Origin of the sequence: Chryseobacterium lathyri (assembly GCF_019970085.1) — a bacterium.
Taxonomy (GTDB): Bacteria; Bacteroidota; Bacteroidia; order Flavobacteriales; family Weeksellaceae; genus Chryseobacterium; species Chryseobacterium lathyri.
On sequence record NZ_JAHXYG010000006.1, the window covers coordinates 1 to 20826 of the forward strand.

A 20826-nucleotide genomic window follows, 5' to 3' on the forward strand; every position below is an offset into this window, starting at 1 on the left:
TTCCATCCTTATCGAGTTTTACAATCAAAACATCTTTGGAGCCATAGCCTTTAGCTGAGTTTTGAACATTCCCTGCAACAAAGAATCCTAAATCCGTGGTCTGAATGACTGATCTGGCTTCTTCATCTGAAGAACTTCCCAAAGTTTTTTGCCAAAGCTCGTTTCCAAATTCATTGATTCTGATCAGCCAAATGTCGGAGCCTCCTTTTGATTCATCTTTCTTATCCTTATTTTTTCCAGAATACGAGGTTCCAGAGAGCAAAAATCCGCCGTCTTGCGTGGTAACGGTTGCTGATAGATAGTCATGATTATTCCCTGAGAAGTATTTCTCCCAGACTTCTTCGCCTTGTTGGTTTAGCTTTACTAAATGGAAATCGTAGCCGTTGTTTTGCTTTTGACTTGAGGTCCCTGAGCCTATTGAAGGGTTGGATTGAATTGAGCTTCCAGTTATCAGATACTGTTGATCTATTGTTGTAGTAACCTGGCTTAGAAAATCCTGTGTAGAGGATTTGATGTCTTTCTGCCAGAGTATCTGCTGGCCGCATAATGGAATAGTTGCATACAACATAAGTACGCTTAAGTAATTTTTTTTCATTGGCATCTGAAATTTTTTGTGAATTTAAAATTAGTTTGTAATCAATTCAATGGGGAAAACCCCATACTTTAATTAGTGATTTTACGGCTGGATATTTTAGCCTGATAGATAATCTTTATTCATAAAGTTTGGTTTAGTATTATTATTTAATTCTGTTACAAAGCTAGTTCCGTCCAGCGACAATACCTGTCGCATTATATTAATCAATAAATTATATGAAAATTATTTAAATACAAATGCAAAAGGCACGAGCTGAAGCCAATCCGTTAGAGAGGTACTGCGAAGAACCCGACAACCAGAAAGACCCCGCCCATGCCATATAGGTACACGGGCGTAAGTCTGTCAAAATCTGGTTGTCAAAGAAGATTCGCAGTTTTCTCTAACCAATATGACAGCTTACGCTTTGTTTCGTTAAAATTATGACTACGAAGATAAAAATATTTTATATCAAATGATAAATTCTCCTATCCGTATTTTCCCCATATTTTGATATAATCTTTTTCTATATTACATAGAACCGTATTGCTATTTAAATCTGCCTTAAAATTGTTTGACGGTTTATTTTATTATGATTGCTATGTTGTTTTCATATTGTTTCACAACATAATTGAAACCTAAATTATTAAGGGAATTTAATTTTTAGAGTAAGAAGTTTCGTTACGATCTAACAATACATTCAAAAAAAGCAATTTATTAAAGAATCACTACCAGTTCAAAAACCATATATTCTTTTTATTCAGGAACAGTCGATATGACTATATTAAACTGTCAAATAAATATAATTGCATTTTAATTATTTGTAAAGACTTGTGTGGGAAGTAATGTAAAATACTAAATTTATATCTAAATAGCATTAATATATTATAATGGGTGACTGAGTAAGAGTTTAAGTATATTATATAACAGGTGAAAAATAATAATGTAATGTTTAGGAACTGTAAAAAAGATCACACCCTATACTCTTTTACGACATATTTTGAAATTTAAAAGTCGATTTAAAAAATACTTATATCTAGTTCACATCTATAAATTTAATTTTCCTTCACTTTTTACTAATTAAATAAATCCTTTTTTACGAGTAAGAAAAATCGGTTATTTTAAAATATTCCGAAGATTAACATAACAATTGTAAAAGAATGAGAAAGGTAGGGAGAATTATATGTGTCTCTATTTTTCTTTTTTGACAGAACTGTATTTATTAACCTTGTTTATCCTTTTCGACCTCTTTCACCTCGATTGTTTTCAGAATCCCTTCAATAGTGCCTAGCTGTTCCGGGCTCATTTGTTCTATGATCTCTTGGTTTAATATTGTTGCTCCTATCTGGATAAAATTATTCTGGTTTTGTATCAGGGTATTGTTGTTTAAATTATTTTGATTACTTCCGGATGAAATGTTTTTTAAGGCTCCAACACATTCCAGATATAATTTAGCAGCTTTCATATCACCATTAATGGCATGCTGGAAAACTGTGGTCATTACTTTTGACTGCATGACATGAAAATGTGTCTGAAATTCTGAATAGTAGGCACTGTTTTTATAATCCGTTAAATGCTTATGAACCGTTTGCCGGCTCAGTTCGGTTTTACTTGCTATTTCGGTTTTTGTAGGCATCCTGCCATTTTCTTTGATATGGGAAGTAATAGCCCACATGATATTAATATGGTTCTGCTCCCACATTTGATTTTTAGTATCATCTACCATAATAGCTTCAATCTTTTGATAAAATATGTCCCTTTCTTCACCCCGCAGTTGATTGAAATGATTTTGGATAGCTTCAGAAAGATTATTCCTTTGCTCAGTGGTGAACCTTTTTATATCTTCAGGAGTAATTTTGTCTAAAGACAGAACTGAGTCAATGATAGATTCTGATTCTGTCAACTTCTGTAAACCTTTATTATTTCGTAAGGTTTGCTTTCTTTCTATTTTCATTGTGTGATAATTTTATAATTTATTCTGGGGCCGATAAGTACGGTAGAAAATGAATCTACTTTAGCCTGTTTTAAAGTTGCTCTACAATTGCTTTTCGTTTGCTTTGGAGTTTTCAATCTCAGGTTTTATAAGGTTTTGCAAAATTCAATTTCAAGTTTTTTCAAGTTCAAAAAACTGTTTTTTAATACTAACATTGACAACATATTGCATTTTCAATGTCAGGTTTTGACAGGCTCTAAATATGAAGTTTTGAATTTTTTAGCTGTAATTTCAAGTTTCAATCCTTAACGACCTTTTATTTCAAAGCTGTATGATTTCGTAAAATTCAAACTAACTTTTTTTCATCTTGCGGTACCCTTTGTGGCTCAAATTGAGTGTCAAAAAAATCGCAGATAGATTTCAGCCAAAAAGTTTAACATTCGGCCTCTTTTTTTAGGGCTTATATATTACGGCAGTGGTTTCACTAACATTTAAATTTCCTTTAAATATTCTTTAAACAAAACTGGGCTTGTATTAAAATATCATAATCTTTATTTCTATGTTTTTTGAGCTTATTTTTTCTTTCTCTTTTATGAATTATCATATAATTTATGACCTCTTCTTATTAGAGTTATTTTTATAAATGGTGCATATTCCAAATTTATCAGTCTGAAAGAATTTTTTCATTTTTGAAAAATCCAGATTTTACTAGCACTTCCTGTTTGGAATTTGCACCACTTAACAATTCAAAAATTTTGTCTAAAATTTGCACTTTGATTGTATGGTGCAGATTGTTCATGTTCTGTAATTTATGGTAGTATTTTTTTACTTCTCTTGCATAACAGTTTCGATAAGGATTTTGTAGTTTTGTTATCCAGAATTCAATTGTACTTGCTTCGGTTATATATTTTACCTCAGTAGGTTTTAACCCTGTTAAATTAGGCTCTAAATTGATGATAAGGACATTTTCCCATTCACTCAGTAAATTTTCCCCTATCTTCTGGTAAACCTCATCGCTGAATAAGTCACATAGGGAATAGATTCCCAACTTACGGATATTCTTTGCCTGCTTGCTTCTGACCTCAAAACGAAATGTATTTCTTTGTATATTGTACTGAGGATAATTTATAAACTGGATGCCCTTATCATAGGCTTTAATTTGTTTATACGAGGTGGCATTGGTTATTTTATAGGTCGTGATATTGCTGCCGAAAATAAATGGGGTTTTCTTGTAGTATATGATTCCTTCAATGAGGTTTTTCATACTCATGTCTGGGATAACATTAACACCATATTCCAAATTAATTAATTGCAGCTCTATAAATTCTGAGGGCTTAATTTCCAGAATAGAGAAAAATATTTCTGTCAAAACTTCTTTACAGTCTTCGGGGCTGAAGTCATTTCCATTATGTTTATTCCCATTGAAATAATAGTGCGGAGTGATGAGTATATCTACAAAAATGAATTCGTTTCCAGCTGTGTTTTTAGATCTGCGGCATTCCAGTTTAATATTCTGCTTTGTATGTTGGTATATAGTGGTATGATTTCCCTTACTCCTCAACTGTTCAAAGTCTGTATTATTAACCAGATTATTTATTACCTTCTGGTAAAACGTTCGGAATTTAAGGAAATCCAGCATGATACTTTGAAATGCTAAGTACATAACAGGACTTAATTACAGCCTGTTACGGTTGATAAATTCATCAATTTCGTTTCTCTTGAAATAGATCCGGTTTCCCAGCCCGTAGGCAATAAGGGTTCCGTCCTTTCTCCATCGGTGAAGGGTTGATAAATCAATATGAAGTATTTCGCATACTTCATTGCGGGTAAGATAACTGGTAGGTTCTTTGGGCTGGAATTCCTCTTTTAGTTGTTCTTTAAGTTCAGGGATAATTTCTTTTTTAATCTCCCTGATTAAGTCACTCGGTGTAGTTCCGATGAATTGTATTGCACTCATATGATTTGTTTTTATTTATGAGTACAAAGTTGAGGCATTGCAAGAGGCAAGTGTTATCCAGTTTTGGCAACAGTTTATCCAGTCTGCAAATTAATTACTGATTTTCAAAGAATTAAAGAATGAAATTATTTTTCGAGTTGAGAACAATTAGGAATCTTAAAGAGATCCTGTTTATCATTACTGAATTTATTTTGTGTAAATAATGACTGTCTAACACTTTCTAATGACGGTTGGACTTCCTCTCTGATGAATTCAAAATGATCTAAAATCATTTTAGCTGTTCCCTGTATGTTAACTTTGCCATTTTTACGCTGAGGCTCTATATATCCTTTCTCAAAGAGTTCTGTAAAAATATACCCTAATGCTTGTAAACTTCCAGTGATTTTGATTTTAGATGTAATAGGCACAGCCTCTTTATCAAAATTACTTTTATTTTGTTCTTGAGATTTGGCTTCTGACTTTAGCCTATTATAAAAACTAAATTCAAAAGCATTTAAAGATTTAAGCCTTTCATCTATAAAGTTTGCAATACGAACAACAGCAAATCCAAAGTTTCGATAAAGAGTAGCATTAACTATCTTCCCATTTATCGGTATATAAGTTTTTAAAAATGGAAGTGTTAATTTATGTATATCAAAATTAATCCAATATCCAAAGCTATCATTGTCAGAAATAATATCTCTCCGTCCTATATAATCTTTAATATTTACGCCATCTACTATTTCTACTTTATTATTTTTAAGGTACATATTTACTAAGTCTAAAACATGTTGTGCATATTCTATCATGGTAATTGTTTTCTTTTGAAAAAGGTTTCCTTCTTTGTCTTTATAAGTTGTAAAAAAAGCTCCCAATATTTGTAAATTTCCTTTATTTCTAAAAGGAACTAAACAATCCATAATTTCAATGACTCCTTCAAAATCCAGTTTATCTTCTACAACATTATAACATAAATAATACCTATATAGCTCTAATAAATCTTTTAAAAAATCTAATTCATCAGCATCACAATAATGCTCAAACCACTTTTTCAAATCTGCTTGATAATTTTTTTCAAATTCTTTGAAACTTAAATAAAATGGAATTTCCATAACTCTATATTTTCCATCAAAGTTAATTCCCTAATGCGACAATATATGTCGTTTTATATTAAAGCTTAATCAATTAAATGAGATATTGAAACACTCCATAAATCAACAATAGTAGTATTTTTTGATATAGAAGACTATAAAATTCTTTGTTTATCTGATAAATCCTTAAAGGTTTTAGCTGTTTGCATTGCCCAATCATCAGCCGTTCTACCAATATAATTTAGAAACATAGATTCTGTTTTATGACCTGTAATACTCATAAGTTGAGGTGTAGTAAAAAGTTTATTCCCATAAAAATTGGTGGCAAATGAGCGTCTGCAGACATGAGAAGAAACAAGATTACATTTTTCAGTTTCTATTATTTCGTTTTTCTTGGTGATTTCATTAAAAACTTTGCCTTTTATCATTTCATGGATACCTGCTAATTCACAAACTTTTTTAATATGCCTGTTAAATAGTGCAGAATTAGAAGCAGGATTATTAGCAAATACAGGCGGGAAGTCTCCATTATATTTACTTAAAATAAGTTCAACCTCATTATGTAAAGGGATAACAACTTTTTCTCCTGTTTTTTGTTGCGTTATCTCTATAAATCTAAAAGAGTTACCCTCAAAATCTGTTTTAGAGTAAATCATTTTTTTAGTCATTCTGAGTAAATCGCTTGCTCTTTGCCCCAAATAGCAGCCTAATACAAGCCAATCAGCAGCTTTACTCCAATCAGAATTTAGAGTGGTGATACCCTTTATTTTTCCTATTTCATTTAAAGAAAGAAATACTTTATGTTCACTGTTCGTCGTTCCGGTAGTAAATCCAGCTATTTGATGATTGATCTGTTTACCATTATTCCTTGCATCAAAAATTACAGTTTTAAAATTTTTAATAAATCTAGTTGCTGTAGTTTCTAATAGATTACAATCAACAATAAGGTAATTTTTAAAATCTAACAAAACCTTAGCACTGATTTCTTCAATCAAATAATTTTTCTTTATTTTTTTCTGATAATCTGCAAATCTATCTTTTAAGTTATTATACTTTCCAATAGTACTATTAGTATTGGCAGCAATGCTCTTTTTGAAATCTATAAAATTGGTAAGATAGATTAAAAAAATACTGTCATCAGTTTTTTCATTAATACGATTATAAAAAGAATTTATTCTCCCCTCTAACCATTCTTTATTAAAAATAACACCTTTTGCATAATCCGAATTATAGCTTTTCATTACAAAAATTTCCAACTCGTTAAGCTCTAAAGCTAAATTTTTAAATTCTGGAAGCTTTTGAATTGGCCTGGACGTTTTACTACTCCAAAATGCAGGGTTAATGGTTTTACCTGTTTTAGATTGAAAAACCTTTTCTCTACTTAACGAAAAGCGTAAGTATATCTGAGCATTATCTGACTTATGTAATACACGAAATTTAATAGTAGCCATTCATAATATTTTGATAAATCAAATATATAAATTATTCCAACAAAATTCCAACAGAAATACAATCTAATAAAATACATTGAAACATAATGAAATATTAAAATATTAATAATCAATAAATTAAAACAATATTTCATTTCACATCATATCACAAGAAGCTATAGTTTGGGTACGCTAGGTACCTCCAAGCCTTTCTATATAAAACTGAATTTCAGTAAATTATAGAAAGGCTTTTTTATTTGTCTCAACAGTACAGGAAACAGCTGTTTATTCCCAACAAAAAACCATCTGCAAATTTTAAATCAAACTGAAGAGTTTAAAGTAAAATTTAGCTATTTATATTTTAATTGATCGCGGGTTATTTTTAAATTAAAACTTAAAATTATAAACTCTGTGTATGAAAATAGTTATTAATGGAAATTTTATTCGGCAAAAATGTATTTTTGCATAAAATCACTTCAATGATAAAAAAGTTTATTTTTTATTTTTCTTTTCTTTTTTTCATTAATCTAAACGGACAAAAACCCGACCAGCAAACTATAGACAGTTTATGGACTGTGGCAACTGACAAGCAAGCATATGCCCATAAAGGATCAAAAGAAATGCTCCGTTTATGCACAGAAATATATTATCAATCTAAAAATATACATTATGAAAAAGGAGAACTGAGAGCCCTTGTAAAAATGTCTGAAATATATATTAATGAGCAAAATTATGAGGAAAGTTTAAATAAAATTTCTGAAGGTCTTCTACTCGCTGAAAAAAACAACAATAATATCATCTGGTCCGACCTGTTGCGGTTACAAAGCAATGTTTATTCCCAACTCGGGTATTATGAAAAAGCCGATAAGAGTGCCCGTAAAGCATTACTGATAGCAGATAAGATCAAAGAAGATGACAGGAAACATTTAGCAAATTCCCACGCTTTGAGAAAAATAGCTGAAAATAAACTTCAGGAAAATATATTGGAAAAGAAATATGACTCTGTTCATTTTTATTTTTACAAAGCATATACAGAATCTAAAAAATTAAGCCCCAATTTCCCCTACAGGAATCTGAGAATAGCTAAAAATGCCAAAAATATGGCACTGATCCTTTTTTACGAGGATAAAATTCCGGAGGCAGAAAAATATCTGCACTGGTACGAAGAGCTAACCAAAAATATTAAAGAGAATCCTGAATACACTTCCTTTTATACGCTTAAGGGAAATATAGAAAACAGAAAAGGAAATTACCTTAAAGCTGTTGAGTATTTTAATAAGTCCATCCATTTCTCAAAAGAATACAGAATACTTCCTTTAGAACTCGCAGAAAGCTATTCAGGAATTGCAGAATCGTATAAGGAACTTCATGATTATAAAAACCAGTCGGTTTATATTGAGAAAGCAAAAAAAATAACAGACAGCTTATCTGCTGCAGAAAAAAGTCTTGTAGAAAAAGTAGCAAGATCAGAAAAGACTGATGAAAGCAAGGAAAAATATCCCAAATTACTTGTTCTTGGTATCATGCTGGCACTTGTCATAGCAGGTATTACTTTCTTTCTTCTAAAAAGAAAAAAAATATTCTCAAGAGAAAATGCTTTTAATGAAAAGGAAAATGGTACAGAATATACTCAGGCCGGTAATCCTGTTGAAAAACAAACAACTATAACTGATTCACAGGAATTAAATAATGTTATAGAACTGGCTAAAACCAACAACTCATCTTTTTCTCTTAAATTCTCTGAAGTATTCCCAACATTCAATCAAAAGCTTCTTGAAATAAATCCGCAGCTTACTCCTTCGGATTTAGAATACTGCGCGTTGATGAAATTGAATTTTGATACTAAACAGATCGCAACATTTAAAAAGTCATCAATAGGTTCCGTGGAAACAAGAAAATCCAGAATAAGAAAAAAACTCAACATCATTAATTCAGAAAACATCTATACCTGGCTTATGAAAATTCAGTAGTAGTTTCAATCTGAAAACCATTTTTAAACATGATGTAATATCCTGTAATATTTTGTAATAAAATGTATGTCAACATTTTATACACATCATATTCGAGTGTAATAATTTTGCCACCAAAACAAAAACACTTTGGATATGAACAAAAAAATAGTTTCTTTTATTTTTTTCACTTGCAGTCATCTTATTTTTTCTCAGGTAGGCATCAATACAGATATTCCTTCGGCAACATTAGATATTGTAAGTAAAGGCAGCAGCTATGCAACAAAAGCCTTAGAAGTTAATAACTCCAGCTCACAAGAATTGCTGACAGTCCTTGATAACGGTAATGTAGGCATTGGCATTCAAAATCCCTCAGCCCAATTACATACCACAGGTACTGTACGAATGGAAGGTTTGGGTATTAACACAAATAATACAAGGGTTATGACAGCAGATACAGCTGGAAATATTACCACAAGATCAACTTCAACATTATTACCACAGGTACTTGCCGGAGCCAATGGTTTGGATGCGATAAATGCAGCTCAGACAATATCTTCTATCAATAATGTTCCTACCTACACGAACGGACTGCTTATTAAAAGTTTCACCCTTTCACAACCTTCCATAGTTACGTTTTATTATAGCTTAGGGACTATGGACCTCATGAGCTCATCCGGAAGCTCCGTTTTTAACGATGGCGCTGCCAAGCAGATCGGAACTAATTTAATATGGAAAACCGTACCAGCCGGAAGCAGCTTTCCTGTAAACAGTATACTTTGCACAAGTGCCCTGCCGTTTTCGAACATTGGAGACAACTATGTAAGCGGAACCTTTTATCTATCAAATAGCTGCTCATTGCTCTTACCTGCAGGAGCATATTCTGTTGAACTGCAAGGCTTTGTAAATGCATCTGATAATAACCTGGGAATCCGGGCAACGTTTGGCAGCAACAGCTATGACAGGTTTGACATCACGGCAACATCGGCTCAGTAATCCAAATTTATTAAATACAACTATGAATAATTTTAATTGGTATTTCATTATTTTTTTAATGAACAGCTGCTGTTTATATTCTCAAGTAGGAATAAATACTTCTACTCCTTCCGCAATGCTGGATGTTGTGAACTCTGGAAATACAACAAAAATCTTCAAAGTCAGCAACCTGAATAAGGAAATAATTTCTATTCTTAATAATGGTAATACAGGGATCAACGTACCTAATCCATCAGCACAATTACATACTTCAGGAAGTATACGTCTATCTGGATTAGGAGCTAATAGTGCAGAAACAAAAATAATGACCCATGACACCACCGGAAATACCACAACAAGATCTACCACCCTACTATTACCACAGATTCTTGCCGGAGCAAACGGCACGGATGCCGTATCTGTTACCCAGACTTTGTCTTCTATATCAGGAATCCCCAGTTATACAACCAACCTGTTTACGAGAAGTTTTACCATTACACAAACTTCAATGGTTATTTTCTCTTACCAATTAGGGGTTGGCAATATAATCAATACATCAGGAAGCAACCTAACTGACGGAGCTTCCAAACAAATAGGAGCACGCCTGACATGGAAAGCCCTTCCTGCCGGCAGCCCATTTACGATAAACGGCATATTGCATACGGATGCAGTATCTTTCATGAATTTATCCCCTAATTACACAAAAGGATTTTATTACCCAAGAGGAAACTGTTCTGTAAAATTATCTCCAGGCACCTATTCTGTCGAACTGAAAGGATACGTTTATGCATACGATACTGCTCAGGGCATACAAGCAACTTTCGGAGCCTCACCTTATGACCGACTGGACATTATAGCAACCCCTATACAATAACCGGATTATGAGCATTTCAAAGAACATTCATATAGGAAATCTAGTGGGAGCCAGATACAAAGAAATGGCTATCTCACCGAAAAGAGTATGTAATTTTTTTAAACTTAATGAGCAGGAAATAGAAGAAATGTTCCAGTTAGCCCATATGGACTCAGGTTACCTTCTCAAGTGGTGCAAGCTGTTGCGATATGATTTTTTTAGAATATATTCCCAACATCTGATTTTTTATGCGCCAATACAGAAGACCGGCAGCACTAAAAACACTTCACTGCCTCAATTCAGGAAAAGTGTTTATACGAAAGAGATTATTAACTTTATCTTGAATGAAATTAATACTGGCGAAAAAACTGCTCAGCAAATTATTGAATCTTACAGAATTCCTAAAACAACATTATATAAATGGATTAATAAGTATAATGAGGAACCAGATAACTAGCACAATATAATCATGAAAAGAACTAGTCTACCCAATTACAAGCTGATATTTACCGATATAATTTCAAAAAAACATCCGGAGAAAAAAGTGAAATGCCAGTCCATCCTGGATAAAGAAGACATGTCAATACTAGATGTGATTAAACTTAACGAAATTATATTTGAAGTAAATGACAAAGAATCATTGACAAATAATCAAAAATATAAAGCTTACGATGAATCTGCCATTCTCCATATATTGGAGTATCAGAAAAAAAACAAGCTGAATAATATTCAACTCGCTAATTATTTTAAGCTTAGCAGAAATACTGTGGCTAAATGGAGGAAAAATTTTCAGTCAGATACCGACCAATAATATTTTTTAAGAACTTTAATCATTTCATTATATCCTTACTTTCAACAGTAAGGATATTTTGTTGTTCAGCATATAATAGCTGTTGCTTATAACTGAAACGCTGTTGTTAAAACTATAATTTAATTTTTAGGATTTTGAATCTGTTCCAAAATCTTTTTTCCATTCTCATTATCCGGGTTTAAATCTATAGATTTTTTATACATTTCAATCGCTTTATTTGTATCACCTGTTTTTAACAGGATTTCACCATAGCTGTCATAAACATTCCAGCTGTCAGGAAATAAATATACGTTGAGCTTAAAAATATTCAGAGCTTCTTTCTTTTGATTGGTGGTTAGCATGCGGTAGGCCCAATTGTTAAGCTCAAATTCCTTTGGATTGAAATCAGGATTTTGGGCTTTCTCTTTCTTTACAAAGTCTATTGCATTTTCAAATCCGATTTTTTGCAGGTTTTTTCTAAGATACGTTAGTGGGGTCTGCTTTAATAATGTTCGGAATATAGCATCCTGCAATTTCTTCTATGAAATCTTCAGGAGAGCTTCCTCCTAAATTGGTTAATACAATTACCGCCAAGTGATCATCCGGGTATATAAGTAAAACAGATCTGTTTCCTCCGGACATCCCAACTGCCCTATGATTTTTCCGAAGTTTTGCAATTCCCCAGCCGCGTGCCCAATCTGTAGGTGTTCCGTTATTGAATTTGCCCGGTGACCACATCATATCCAATGTTGATGGCTTTTGTAATAATTTACCGTTCTGCAAGGCAATAATCCAATTCGCCATATCTTCAGATGTACTGTTAAGTCCCGCGCTTGTGCGGCTGAAATCAGGAAATTCATAATAATTAGTCGCTAACCTGTCCTGATTTATTTTTTTACCATCGAAAAAAGTCCTGTAGCTGTAGCTGGGGGCATAATGAGGAATTATATCTCTTGAATCTCCAAACAGGGTATGTTTTAAACGAGCTACTTTAAACTGTTTTTCTTCAAAGAAATCAGCAAATGATTTATTGGTAATCTTTTCAATAATTTTACCCAATACATAATAATTAGTCTGGTTATAACTGAATTGCTCTCCTGTTTTAAATTCCAAAGGAGTGGCTTTAAGTTTTTCAAAAATGGCTTCCTCCGTTTTTAGCGGTCCTATATTTCCCGTCACAGGATCAAAAAGTTTTAACATATCAGGCAATCCGGAAATATGGGTCAGTAACTGATCGACTGTTATTTTTTGCCATTCTAAAGGTAAATTATCCAGATAAGTACTGACAGGCGCATCCAATTTTACCTTTCCTTGTTCAATAAGCTGCATAATGGCAACCCCCGTAAAAATCTTTGTATTGGAATTAATCGGAAAAATAGTATTACTTTTTACAGCAACCTGGTCCTGTACGTTTGCAACTCCATAAGATTTACTTAAAACAATTTTACCGTTTTGGACGACTGCAATCTGGACACCCGGGATGCGTCTTGCTTTCATTTCCCGATGAATGATTTCATCTACTGCAGAACTTACGTTTTGAGCAAAAGATGATAATGAAATTAGCAATGATACAATGAGAAGATAAATTTTCATGATTTAATTTTATATATATAAAACAACTGAAACCCAAATCTATTACCTCTTTTCAATAATTTAACATGAATACTTAAAGGCTTAAGGTAATAATAACCCGATAATAAAGATCGGTAAATTTGATGGCTTTTTAAACGCACAATACAATAAAATATAACGCAAAAAAAATCCCCGAATTGCTTCGGGGATAAAAACTAATAACCATGAAAACTCAAATTAAACATGAGTTGCTTCATATATTGAAAAATCGTGCCAAAGTTGTAATACTTTTAAAAATATTTTCTTCTGTATAATGATGATTTTTCTATACTATTTTAAATGAACGAAATATAAAAAGCCCCCTAAAAATAAGGGATTACAGCATAATAGTAAGATAACAGCGGATATAAAATAAGTTCTATAATCAACATAATTATGATTAATATCATGTTTGGCATTCTGATCCATAACATAAGAAAAATAAAAAAGCCTCCTAGTGGAGGCCTAAAAAAACACAAATGATGAAAAAAATTTTATAATCTAATTAAGAAAATTATTATATAATTCTATGTCTTAAAGGTAATGCCTTCTCTCTTCCCATTTTATGAGTTCAGTCATAAATGTTTTTTAATTATTCTTTCAACAAGTATACCCCCTGGTCAGTTAACATAGGTAAAACCGATGTAATCTATAAAAATAAATTATACAATCATTACTTATAAATAATTATAACAAAATATAGTATCGTAAAATAGTAAAAAAAATATCAATACAATATGATTTAAGATATATTTTTTAAAAAAGTATTTTTCTACTTTTACAAAAAACTTAACTCATTAAATCGTGATAAAATTCTCTATACTTATAGCTAATTATAATAACGGTAAGTACTTTAGAGACTGCTATAATTCGTTAATCACTCAAACCTACGAAAACTGGGAAGTTATAATTATTGACGATGCTTCTACAGATGATTCCGTAGAAATAATTGAAGCTATTATAAAACAGGACCCGCGCTTCAGCATCTATCACAATACATCCAACCGGGGATGTGGATATACCAAAAGAAAATGCATGAAATATGCAACAGGAGAATTATGCGCCTACCTGGACCCGGATGATGCCTTATATGCAGATGCTTTAGAAAAAACCATAAATGAATTTAATGAAGATGACATTGTAGCAGCTTATTCCCAAATGATGCTCTGTAATGAAAACCTTATTCCTGACAGAATATTTGGAGGGACAAAACAAATCTACAACAGCAGATATTTTTTCAACTGTCCTACCCAGTTTGCCCATTTCTTCACTTTTAAAAAAGAAACTTACCTTAAAACTTCAGGCATCAACCCCAACCTAAAAAGCGCCGTAGACCAGGATCTGTACCTGAAGATTCTGGAGCATGGCAGTGTAAAATATATTAAGGAACCCCTTTATCTTTACCGTCTCCACTCTAATGGTATTTCTCAGCAGAGCTTCAAACAGGGAGCAAAAGAATCCTTTGCCAAAGTGATTCATGACACCATGAAAAGAAGGGGAATCAGAACAATTAACAATAAAATAGTCCCGGAAATATATACCAATTCACAGGAGATCTACGAGCTTCTGAACTATCAGACCTACAAACTCCACAGGCTTATCAATAAAGTAAAAGTAACTTTCAACATATAATAGCAGCTTCTCAGAAATGAGGAGCTTTTTATTTAATATTATTTCAGCATAAAAAATAGCCTCCGGTTCAGGAGGCTCAAAAACACAAATTAAAAATCCTCAAATGAGAATTTTATAAAGTAGATCTAATATTTACCTGAACTACTCAGCCCAGGTCATAGGAATATACACAGTAATATACCCGTCTGCATCTACCTGGGCGTCCGATACAGTCCCTGTTACGGAACCATAACCGGCCCAACCGCCTTGTCCCTGCATAGCCGAAAAAGTATACGTTCCTGCTGGAATTCCCTCATTATACGCTGGAAGAGCCTGGAAACCGCCCCCATAATACGTGTCATAAACTTCCCCTGTAACCGTATTCTCAGCCAGGAAGCTTCCTACATCGTAATTTCCTGAAAGGGACTTCGTACCATCCAGGTTGACAATACCGAATCTTAGCTTATAAGTTTGAGTCTTTGAAGCCTGTTTAGAGGTTTCAGAATGTGTCTGGGTCTGAACATCAGATATCATATCATCGTTTGAACATGATAAAGCCGTAATAGCCAAGGCCACAAAAGCCATTGTTTTAAAAATTGTCATTTTCATAATAAAGTAATTTGGTTCTTCCAAAAGTAACCAATTCATATGAATTGAATAAAAACTTTTAATGAACTTAAAATTACATCCATGCACCGTTCAATAAGCTAAAGCAACCTGAAAATATTTTCAGTTTTATCAAAAAAATTATCACTTTAACATTTCTTAACTAAATTTTGGCTTCATAATTGAAAATAAATAGGAAGTCACTGCCGTCTGGCGAAGACTACTTATTAAAATTTGAATTATGAAAAAGATAGTATTAGCAGGTTTTTTATCAGTCTTTTTACTGACAGCCTGCAAAAAGGACGAAAGGACAGCTGAAAAATCTCTGGAAGAGCAGAAACTTGAATTTCAGGCAAGACAGCTTGAAATAGAAAAGCAAAAGCTGGCTATCGAGAAAGAAAAAATAGTGTATGAAGCACAGAAAAAGGCAGACAGCATTGCTGAAAGTAAAAAATCTCAGGCAGCTGCAGCTAATAATTCAAAGCCTCAGATCATAAGAGAAACCAGAACAGTATATAGAGACAGAGGATCAAACTCTAATTCAGGAGGCGGAAACTATGCAGATAATGGAAGCAGTTCTTCCCAAGGAACCACTGCCACTCAAAAGAAAGGATGGAGTAAAGCAGCCAAAGGAACCGCTATTGGGGCCGTAGGTGGCGCCGCAGTAGGAGCCATTGTTGCTAAGAAAAACAGAGGTCTTGGAGCCGTGATAGGTGGTGTAGTAGGTGGTGCAACCGGTTATACGATTGGTAGGGCTGGAGACAGAAAGGACGGAAGAGTTCAACCACGTTAATTAATATTTTCACGATAACATTTAAAGATTGCTTATTTTTAAGCAATCTTTTTTTATGATGCTACTTTTATTTTCTTCGGTTCTTGTTCTTTCAGTACTCGCAGGCTGGGGGAAAGTCATGGAAAACTTCTTTGGCTCTCTAACCGGAGGTATTTCAGGTAGCATTTTAACCGGAATATTAGGACTCAGCCTTATATGGACTGTTCTTGCATTTTTTATTCCTATTAATATATATGTAGAAATTCCTTTTATACTTGCTGGAATTTTCTTCTTTTTCAAAAAGAAATTGCACTTAGAATTTCATCATTTTTCCAAGAAAGACACCTTTTTAATCGGCAGTATTTCACTGATTATTTTATACAGCAGTTCTTTTTATCCTTATATATTGGATCATTTCGGGTATTATGTTCCAACCATCAAATGGCTTACGGAATATGGTCTGGTAAAAGGTATTTCCAATCTGGATTTTACATTAGGGCAAATGTCCGTATGGCATATTTTTCAGGCAGGGTTCTCCGGATTTTCAGATCCTTTTCTAAGAATTAATGCCATTCTTCTGATCGCTTATACTTTTTATATTTTTGAGAAGAAGACTTGGATCCAGCTGTGTTTTATCCCCATACTCTTACTCTTCTCACAGTCACCAAGCCCTGATCTTCCTGTTATTACTTTATCATTGATTATTTTAAACGAAATCATGACAGGAAACAAAAATATCAGTCTTCTTTTTGCTTATGCTGTTTTTGTTTTTTCGATAAAACCTACCATGATATGGCTCCCATTACTGGTATTCCTTTGTTCTGTATTCATTTTTAAACCCAATTATAAAAACTGGATCTTAGGAACCGGGATTCTTATTTTGTTCTTTATCAAAAATATATGGACCTTCGGATATCCTGTATTTCCCGTTGCCATAGGTGATTTTGGATTCACCTGGAAACCCAATCCGGAAGTCTTAAAAATTTCATCACAATATGCTCTTCAGAAAACATATGATATGCAGTACAGCTACGAAGAAATTCAAAAATTCTCTTTTTATGACGCGGTCAGAAACTGGTTTACCCTGAAAGGAATTAAATCGAAAATCAACCTGATCTTCATTTTAAGCCTGGTTATTTTTTCTGTTTTTGCCTTCATTAAAAAGAAAAAAATCATTAGCCTTGTCTGCATTTCCTTATTGATAAAAAGTATACTGGTATTAGCTTTCTCGGCACAATACCGTTTTTTTCTTGATGTATTTTTCGTGATCGCTTTTATCCTGTTTATTCATTTCAGTAAAAAAAAATCACTTGCTTTTTTCTTCGCCTCAAGTGTATTGGTGATCGGGACTTTAAGTTTCCCCAATTTCATCCGTCATTATATTCCGAGTTTCAGGCCGGGAAATTTTATGGCCGGATTGAAAAAAGAACAGCTGTATGAGCCTTCAACTTATCATTATAATAAGTTTGAAACTTTCAAAACGGGAAATTTAAAATTCAATGTATCAAAGGATTACCCTTTTAATTTTGACACCTCCCTTCCTGCAATTTCAGCAAGTTATATTTTTGATGATGCAAAAGCAGGAATCTTCCCTCAGTACATTGACGAAAAAAACATCAAAAAGGGATTTATCTGGAAAAAATTGACAGCAGATGAAAAAACTGAAATCCGAAATGTTATCAACAGGATCAAAAATAGCAGACCTAAATAGTAATAAAAATTCCAGGATAAATTTCTAATTGAGATACCTTAAAATATCCTTCTTTTCCAGGGTAAATTTTTCATGAGATGCATTTTCAAGCGTAATCGTCTGGCTGCTGTCAAGGAGTAGTTTTACTTTACAGAAAGTCTCATTATCTATTTTTGACGTATCCATATTGTTTATTTTAATAATCTTCTCTGTTAAATTTAATCCTGATAACTGAGGAATTTGTAATTTATTAACAATAATCAGATTATCATTGACAGGGGCAAAAGAAATACCAAAAGACAAGTACTCCAGACTCTTATTCGGTTTGTTTAAAACAATTCTTTTATTAATAAAATCCAGGTCAACTAAATAATTTTCAATAAACCTGGTTCCTATTAAATCAGGAGAATCAGAGCTACTGTCTACCAGCTGATTACCCAGGTTTGAATTATTAATTTCAACCTCCATAATATCAACCTGCCTCTCCCCTTTACTAATACTGTTTAGAGATTGTGACAGTAACCCTTCAAAAGCCAGAAAATTTTTATCCTTTATTGCATCATAAGATTTTTGATTCATTGTAAAACCCATGCCGGAACCGGTATCAAATATAAATCTGATATTTTGATTCCTTATTTTGGCATTGATTTTTGGAACACCTGTAAAATTTTCTTCGGAGAATGGAATCATCACTGAAGCCGCGGTATATTCTTCCTCAGCTTTATCAGATATAGTGATGGTTTTACTTTTAAAATCAATCCGCCATATTCTATTTCTCATCATATTGGCTCCCAATATCCCGCTTATTTTTTTACAGGCACGGGAACTCATCCAGCCTATATCTGCAAATGAAAAATTTATATTCTCAAAATTCAAATCTGAAATCTGTAAATTATTTGTGGAAAAAACATCCATTTTAGATCGGACATTATTTGCATCAATTCCTTCAAAAACAGTACTGCTTTTCTTTTCATTCAGCTTACCCGTTAATTCAGATGAAATAATGGTGAAGGCTCCGGAATCAAAAATGAAGTTATGCTGGTCATCCCTGATTTTTACTTTAACGATTATTTTTCCATCAATAAAGTCAAAGGGTATTGTTACAGCTTTAAAAAAAGGACAAAGTAATAATAAAGCTATAAAACAATATTTCTTTAAATTTTTCATTTTTTTCTTTTATTTCAGATAAAAAACAAATATAAATATAAAAAAACCAGACTATTTATGAAGCAACTTTATTTACTCTTCCCAAAGCCGGGGCCCGGGTAAGAGAAAGTTAAAAATCTGTTGAATACAAATACAAAGACTTTATTATTATCTGAAGAAAAATAGGTAATTTTGTAACATGTTCAATACATTAGGTAATCTTCTCAGTCTTACAACATTTGGAGAAAGTCACGGTGTGGCTTACGGCGGTATCATTAATAATTTTCCGGCAGGTTTAACGGTCGATTTCGATAAAATTCAATATGAATTGGATCGTAGAAAGCCGGGCCAATCTGCGATTGTTACTCAAAGAAAAGAAAGTGACACGGTAAAGTTTCTTTCCGGGATCTTTGAGGGAAAAACGACAGGTACCCCAATCGGTTTTATTATAGAAAATGAAAATCAGAAGTCTAAGGACTATGATCATATCGCAGATTCATACCGCCCGAGTCATGCAGATTTTACGTATGACCAGAAATTTGGTATCAGAGACTATCGCGGCGGCGGAAAATCTTCAGCAAGAGAGACGATCAATTGGGTTGTTGCAGGAGCATTGGCTAAACAGCTTTTATCCGGTATCGAGATCAATGCTTATGTTTCTTCCGTAGGCGATATTTTCTGTGAAAAACCATATCAGGCTTTAGACTTTTCAAAAACGGAAAGTAATGATGTGCGTTGTCCGGATGCTGAAACTGCAGAAAGAATGATCGAAAGAATTAAAGAGATCAAGAAAGAAGGCAATACCATCGGCGGAACAGTGACTTGCGTAATCAAAAACGTTCCTGTAGGAATTGGAGAACCTATATTTTCCAAGCTTCAGGCCGAGTTGGGCAAAGCTATGCTGAACATCAATGCCTGCAAAGGATTTGAATACGGAAGCGGCTTCTGCGGTGCTAAAATGACAGGAAAAGAGCATAATGATGCTTTCAATACGGATTTCACCACAAAATCTAATCTTTCCGGAGGAATCCAGGGAGGAATTTCCAACGGAATGGATATTTATTTCCGTGCTGCGTTTAAACCAGTAGCTACTATCTTAAGACCTCAGGATAGTGTCGACAAATACGGAAACCCTGTCATTGTAGAAGGAAAAGGACGTCATGACCCATGTGTAGTGCCAAGAGCTGTTCCTGTTGTGGAAAGCTTAGCGGCATTTGTACTGGCAGACCTGTTTTTGATCAATAAAACAAGAAACATCAATAATTTTTAATATAAATATTGGGTAATGAAAAATTACTGGGATCAGGGAATTTCTTTTGAAGAATATATCCGCATCGGAAGAGAAAGATTAGAAAATCCTTCCAACCAACAGGAAATAGAATATAAACAATACTATGAACTCGGGCTTCAGAGAATGGACAGAACGCTGAAAAAGTATGTTCCGGATGAAGAACAGGTAAAAGAATTAGCCTCTAAGAATTTTGACGGAAAAATACTGATCATTTCAGAAGCATGGTGCGGCGATGCCAGCGCTACGGTTCCTGCTCTTGTTACTTTTTTCGAAGGGCATAACGATGTGAGAATCTTCCTTAGAGACAGTGACAAAAGTCTGATCAACCAATACCTGACCAACGGTACAGAATCTATCCCTAAAGTGCTCATTCTGGATAAAGATTTCAATGTAAAGAATTCGTGGGGACCGCGTCCGAAATACGGATACGAATTATTAATGAAACATAAGGCAGATCCGGAAGCTTACCCAAAAGATAGCTTTTATAACGACCTGCAGCTGTATTATGCTAAGAACAGAGGCAAGGATGCCGTTCAGGAGATTTTAGAATTACTATAATATCACAATTGAA

19 protein-coding genes and 1 pseudogene are annotated in these 20826 nt (G+C 33.3%); 10 read left to right on the plus strand and 10 right to left on the minus strand.

Annotation, left to right across the window (positions count from 1 at the left end):
- From LC418_RS18365 to LC418_RS18390, 6 genes and pseudogenes are all read right to left on the minus strand, one after another.
- Positions 1–595: pseudogene (locus tag LC418_RS18365) on the minus strand (T9SS type A sorting domain-containing protein); the annotation flags it as partial.
- Between the two features lie 1198 nt (positions 596–1793).
- The gene (locus LC418_RS18370; protein ID WP_223560206.1) at positions 1794–2525 is read right to left on the minus strand and encodes a hypothetical protein; all 732 of its coding nucleotides are present in this window, start codon (positions 2523–2525) and stop codon (positions 1794–1796) included.
- Between the two features lie 643 nt (positions 2526–3168).
- The gene (locus LC418_RS18375) at positions 3169–4167 is read right to left on the minus strand and encodes a hypothetical protein (RefSeq protein ID WP_223560207.1); all 999 of its coding nucleotides are present in this window, start codon (positions 4165–4167) and stop codon (positions 3169–3171) included.
- Positions 4168–4179: 12 nt separating this feature from the next.
- Complete coding sequence (locus LC418_RS18380) at positions 4180–4461, minus strand: helix-turn-helix domain-containing protein (protein ID WP_223560208.1); 282 nt, start codon at positions 4459–4461, stop codon at positions 4180–4182.
- Between the two features lie 125 nt (positions 4462–4586).
- Positions 4587–5552: a hypothetical protein gene (locus LC418_RS18385; protein WP_223560209.1), complete on the minus strand. Its 966-nt coding sequence runs from the start codon at positions 5550–5552 to the stop codon at positions 4587–4589.
- A gap of 134 nt (positions 5553–5686) precedes the next feature.
- Positions 5687–6982: a phage integrase SAM-like domain-containing protein gene (locus LC418_RS18390; protein ID WP_223560210.1), complete on the minus strand. Its 1296-nt coding sequence runs from the start codon at positions 6980–6982 to the stop codon at positions 5687–5689.
- Positions 6983–7440: 458 nt separating this feature from the next.
- On the opposite strand from LC418_RS18390, the gene LC418_RS18395 reads away from it, so the two are divergent.
- From LC418_RS18395 to LC418_RS18415, 5 genes are all read left to right on the plus strand, one after another.
- Positions 7441–8931, plus strand: a complete 1491-nt coding sequence (locus tag LC418_RS18395; RefSeq protein ID WP_223560211.1) for a hypothetical protein — start codon at positions 7441–7443, stop codon at positions 8929–8931.
- A 135-nt stretch (positions 8932–9066) separates the two neighbouring features.
- Complete coding sequence (locus tag LC418_RS18400) at positions 9067–9906, plus strand: hypothetical protein (protein ID WP_223560212.1); 840 nt, start codon at positions 9067–9069, stop codon at positions 9904–9906.
- A 22-nt stretch (positions 9907–9928) separates the two neighbouring features.
- Positions 9929–10759 carry a hypothetical protein gene (locus LC418_RS18405; RefSeq protein WP_223560213.1) on the plus strand — a complete coding sequence of 277 codons (831 nt, stop codon included), beginning with the start codon at positions 9929–9931 and terminating at the stop codon, positions 10757–10759.
- Between the two features lie 7 nt (positions 10760–10766).
- Positions 10767–11195, plus strand: a complete 429-nt coding sequence (locus LC418_RS18410; protein ID WP_223560214.1) for a transposase — start codon at positions 10767–10769, stop codon at positions 11193–11195.
- Positions 11196–11207: 12 nt separating this feature from the next.
- Positions 11208–11549 (plus strand): helix-turn-helix domain-containing protein, encoded by a 342-nt coding sequence (locus tag LC418_RS18415; protein WP_223560215.1) that lies wholly within the window; start codon positions 11208–11210, stop codon positions 11547–11549.
- 119 nt (positions 11550–11668) lie between these two features.
- Here LC418_RS18415 and LC418_RS18420 read toward each other — a convergent pair whose 3' ends face one another.
- Entirely contained in the window at positions 11669–12061 is a 393-nt protein-coding gene (locus LC418_RS18420) for a tetratricopeptide repeat protein (RefSeq protein WP_223560216.1), read from the minus strand.
- A complete protein-coding gene (locus tag LC418_RS18425; protein WP_223560217.1) occupies positions 12006–13121 on the minus strand; it encodes a serine hydrolase domain-containing protein in 1116 nt (371 codons plus the stop codon). The genes LC418_RS18420 and LC418_RS18425 overlap by 56 nt, the downstream gene beginning before the upstream one ends.
- A gap of 822 nt (positions 13122–13943) precedes the next feature.
- Between LC418_RS18425 and LC418_RS18430 the strand changes: the two genes are divergently transcribed.
- Positions 13944–14771, plus strand: coding sequence for a glycosyltransferase family 2 protein (locus LC418_RS18430; protein ID WP_223560218.1), 828 nt, complete (start codon positions 13944–13946; stop codon positions 14769–14771).
- A gap of 141 nt (positions 14772–14912) precedes the next feature.
- Here LC418_RS18430 and LC418_RS18435 read toward each other — a convergent pair whose 3' ends face one another.
- Positions 14913–15359, minus strand: coding sequence for a hypothetical protein (locus LC418_RS18435; RefSeq protein WP_223560219.1), 447 nt, complete (start codon positions 15357–15359; stop codon positions 14913–14915).
- A 238-nt stretch (positions 15360–15597) separates the two neighbouring features.
- Here LC418_RS18435 and LC418_RS18440 point away from each other — a divergent pair, with 238 nt between their 5' ends.
- The gene (locus LC418_RS18440) at positions 15598–16149 is read left to right on the plus strand and encodes a glycine zipper domain-containing protein (protein ID WP_111955113.1); all 552 of its coding nucleotides are present in this window, start codon (positions 15598–15600) and stop codon (positions 16147–16149) included.
- A 55-nt stretch (positions 16150–16204) separates the two neighbouring features.
- Positions 16205–17839, plus strand: coding sequence for an LIC_10190 family membrane protein (locus LC418_RS18445; RefSeq protein WP_223560220.1), 1635 nt, complete (start codon positions 16205–16207; stop codon positions 17837–17839).
- Positions 17840–17863: 24 nt separating this feature from the next.
- Here LC418_RS18445 and LC418_RS18450 read toward each other — a convergent pair whose 3' ends face one another.
- Entirely contained in the window at positions 17864–18985 is a 1122-nt protein-coding gene (locus LC418_RS18450; protein ID WP_223560221.1) for an aspartyl protease family protein, read from the minus strand.
- A gap of 178 nt (positions 18986–19163) precedes the next feature.
- Here LC418_RS18450 and aroC point away from each other — a divergent pair, with 178 nt between their 5' ends.
- Together aroC and LC418_RS18460 are read left to right on the plus strand one after the other, a co-directional pair.
- A complete protein-coding gene (gene aroC / locus LC418_RS18455; RefSeq protein ID WP_111955117.1) occupies positions 19164–20234 on the plus strand; it encodes a chorismate synthase in 1071 nt (356 codons plus the stop codon).
- Positions 20235–20249: 15 nt separating this feature from the next.
- The gene (locus LC418_RS18460) at positions 20250–20813 is read left to right on the plus strand and encodes a thioredoxin family protein (RefSeq protein ID WP_111955119.1); all 564 of its coding nucleotides are present in this window, start codon (positions 20250–20252) and stop codon (positions 20811–20813) included.
- The last annotated feature ends 13 nt before the right edge of the window (positions 20814–20826 follow it).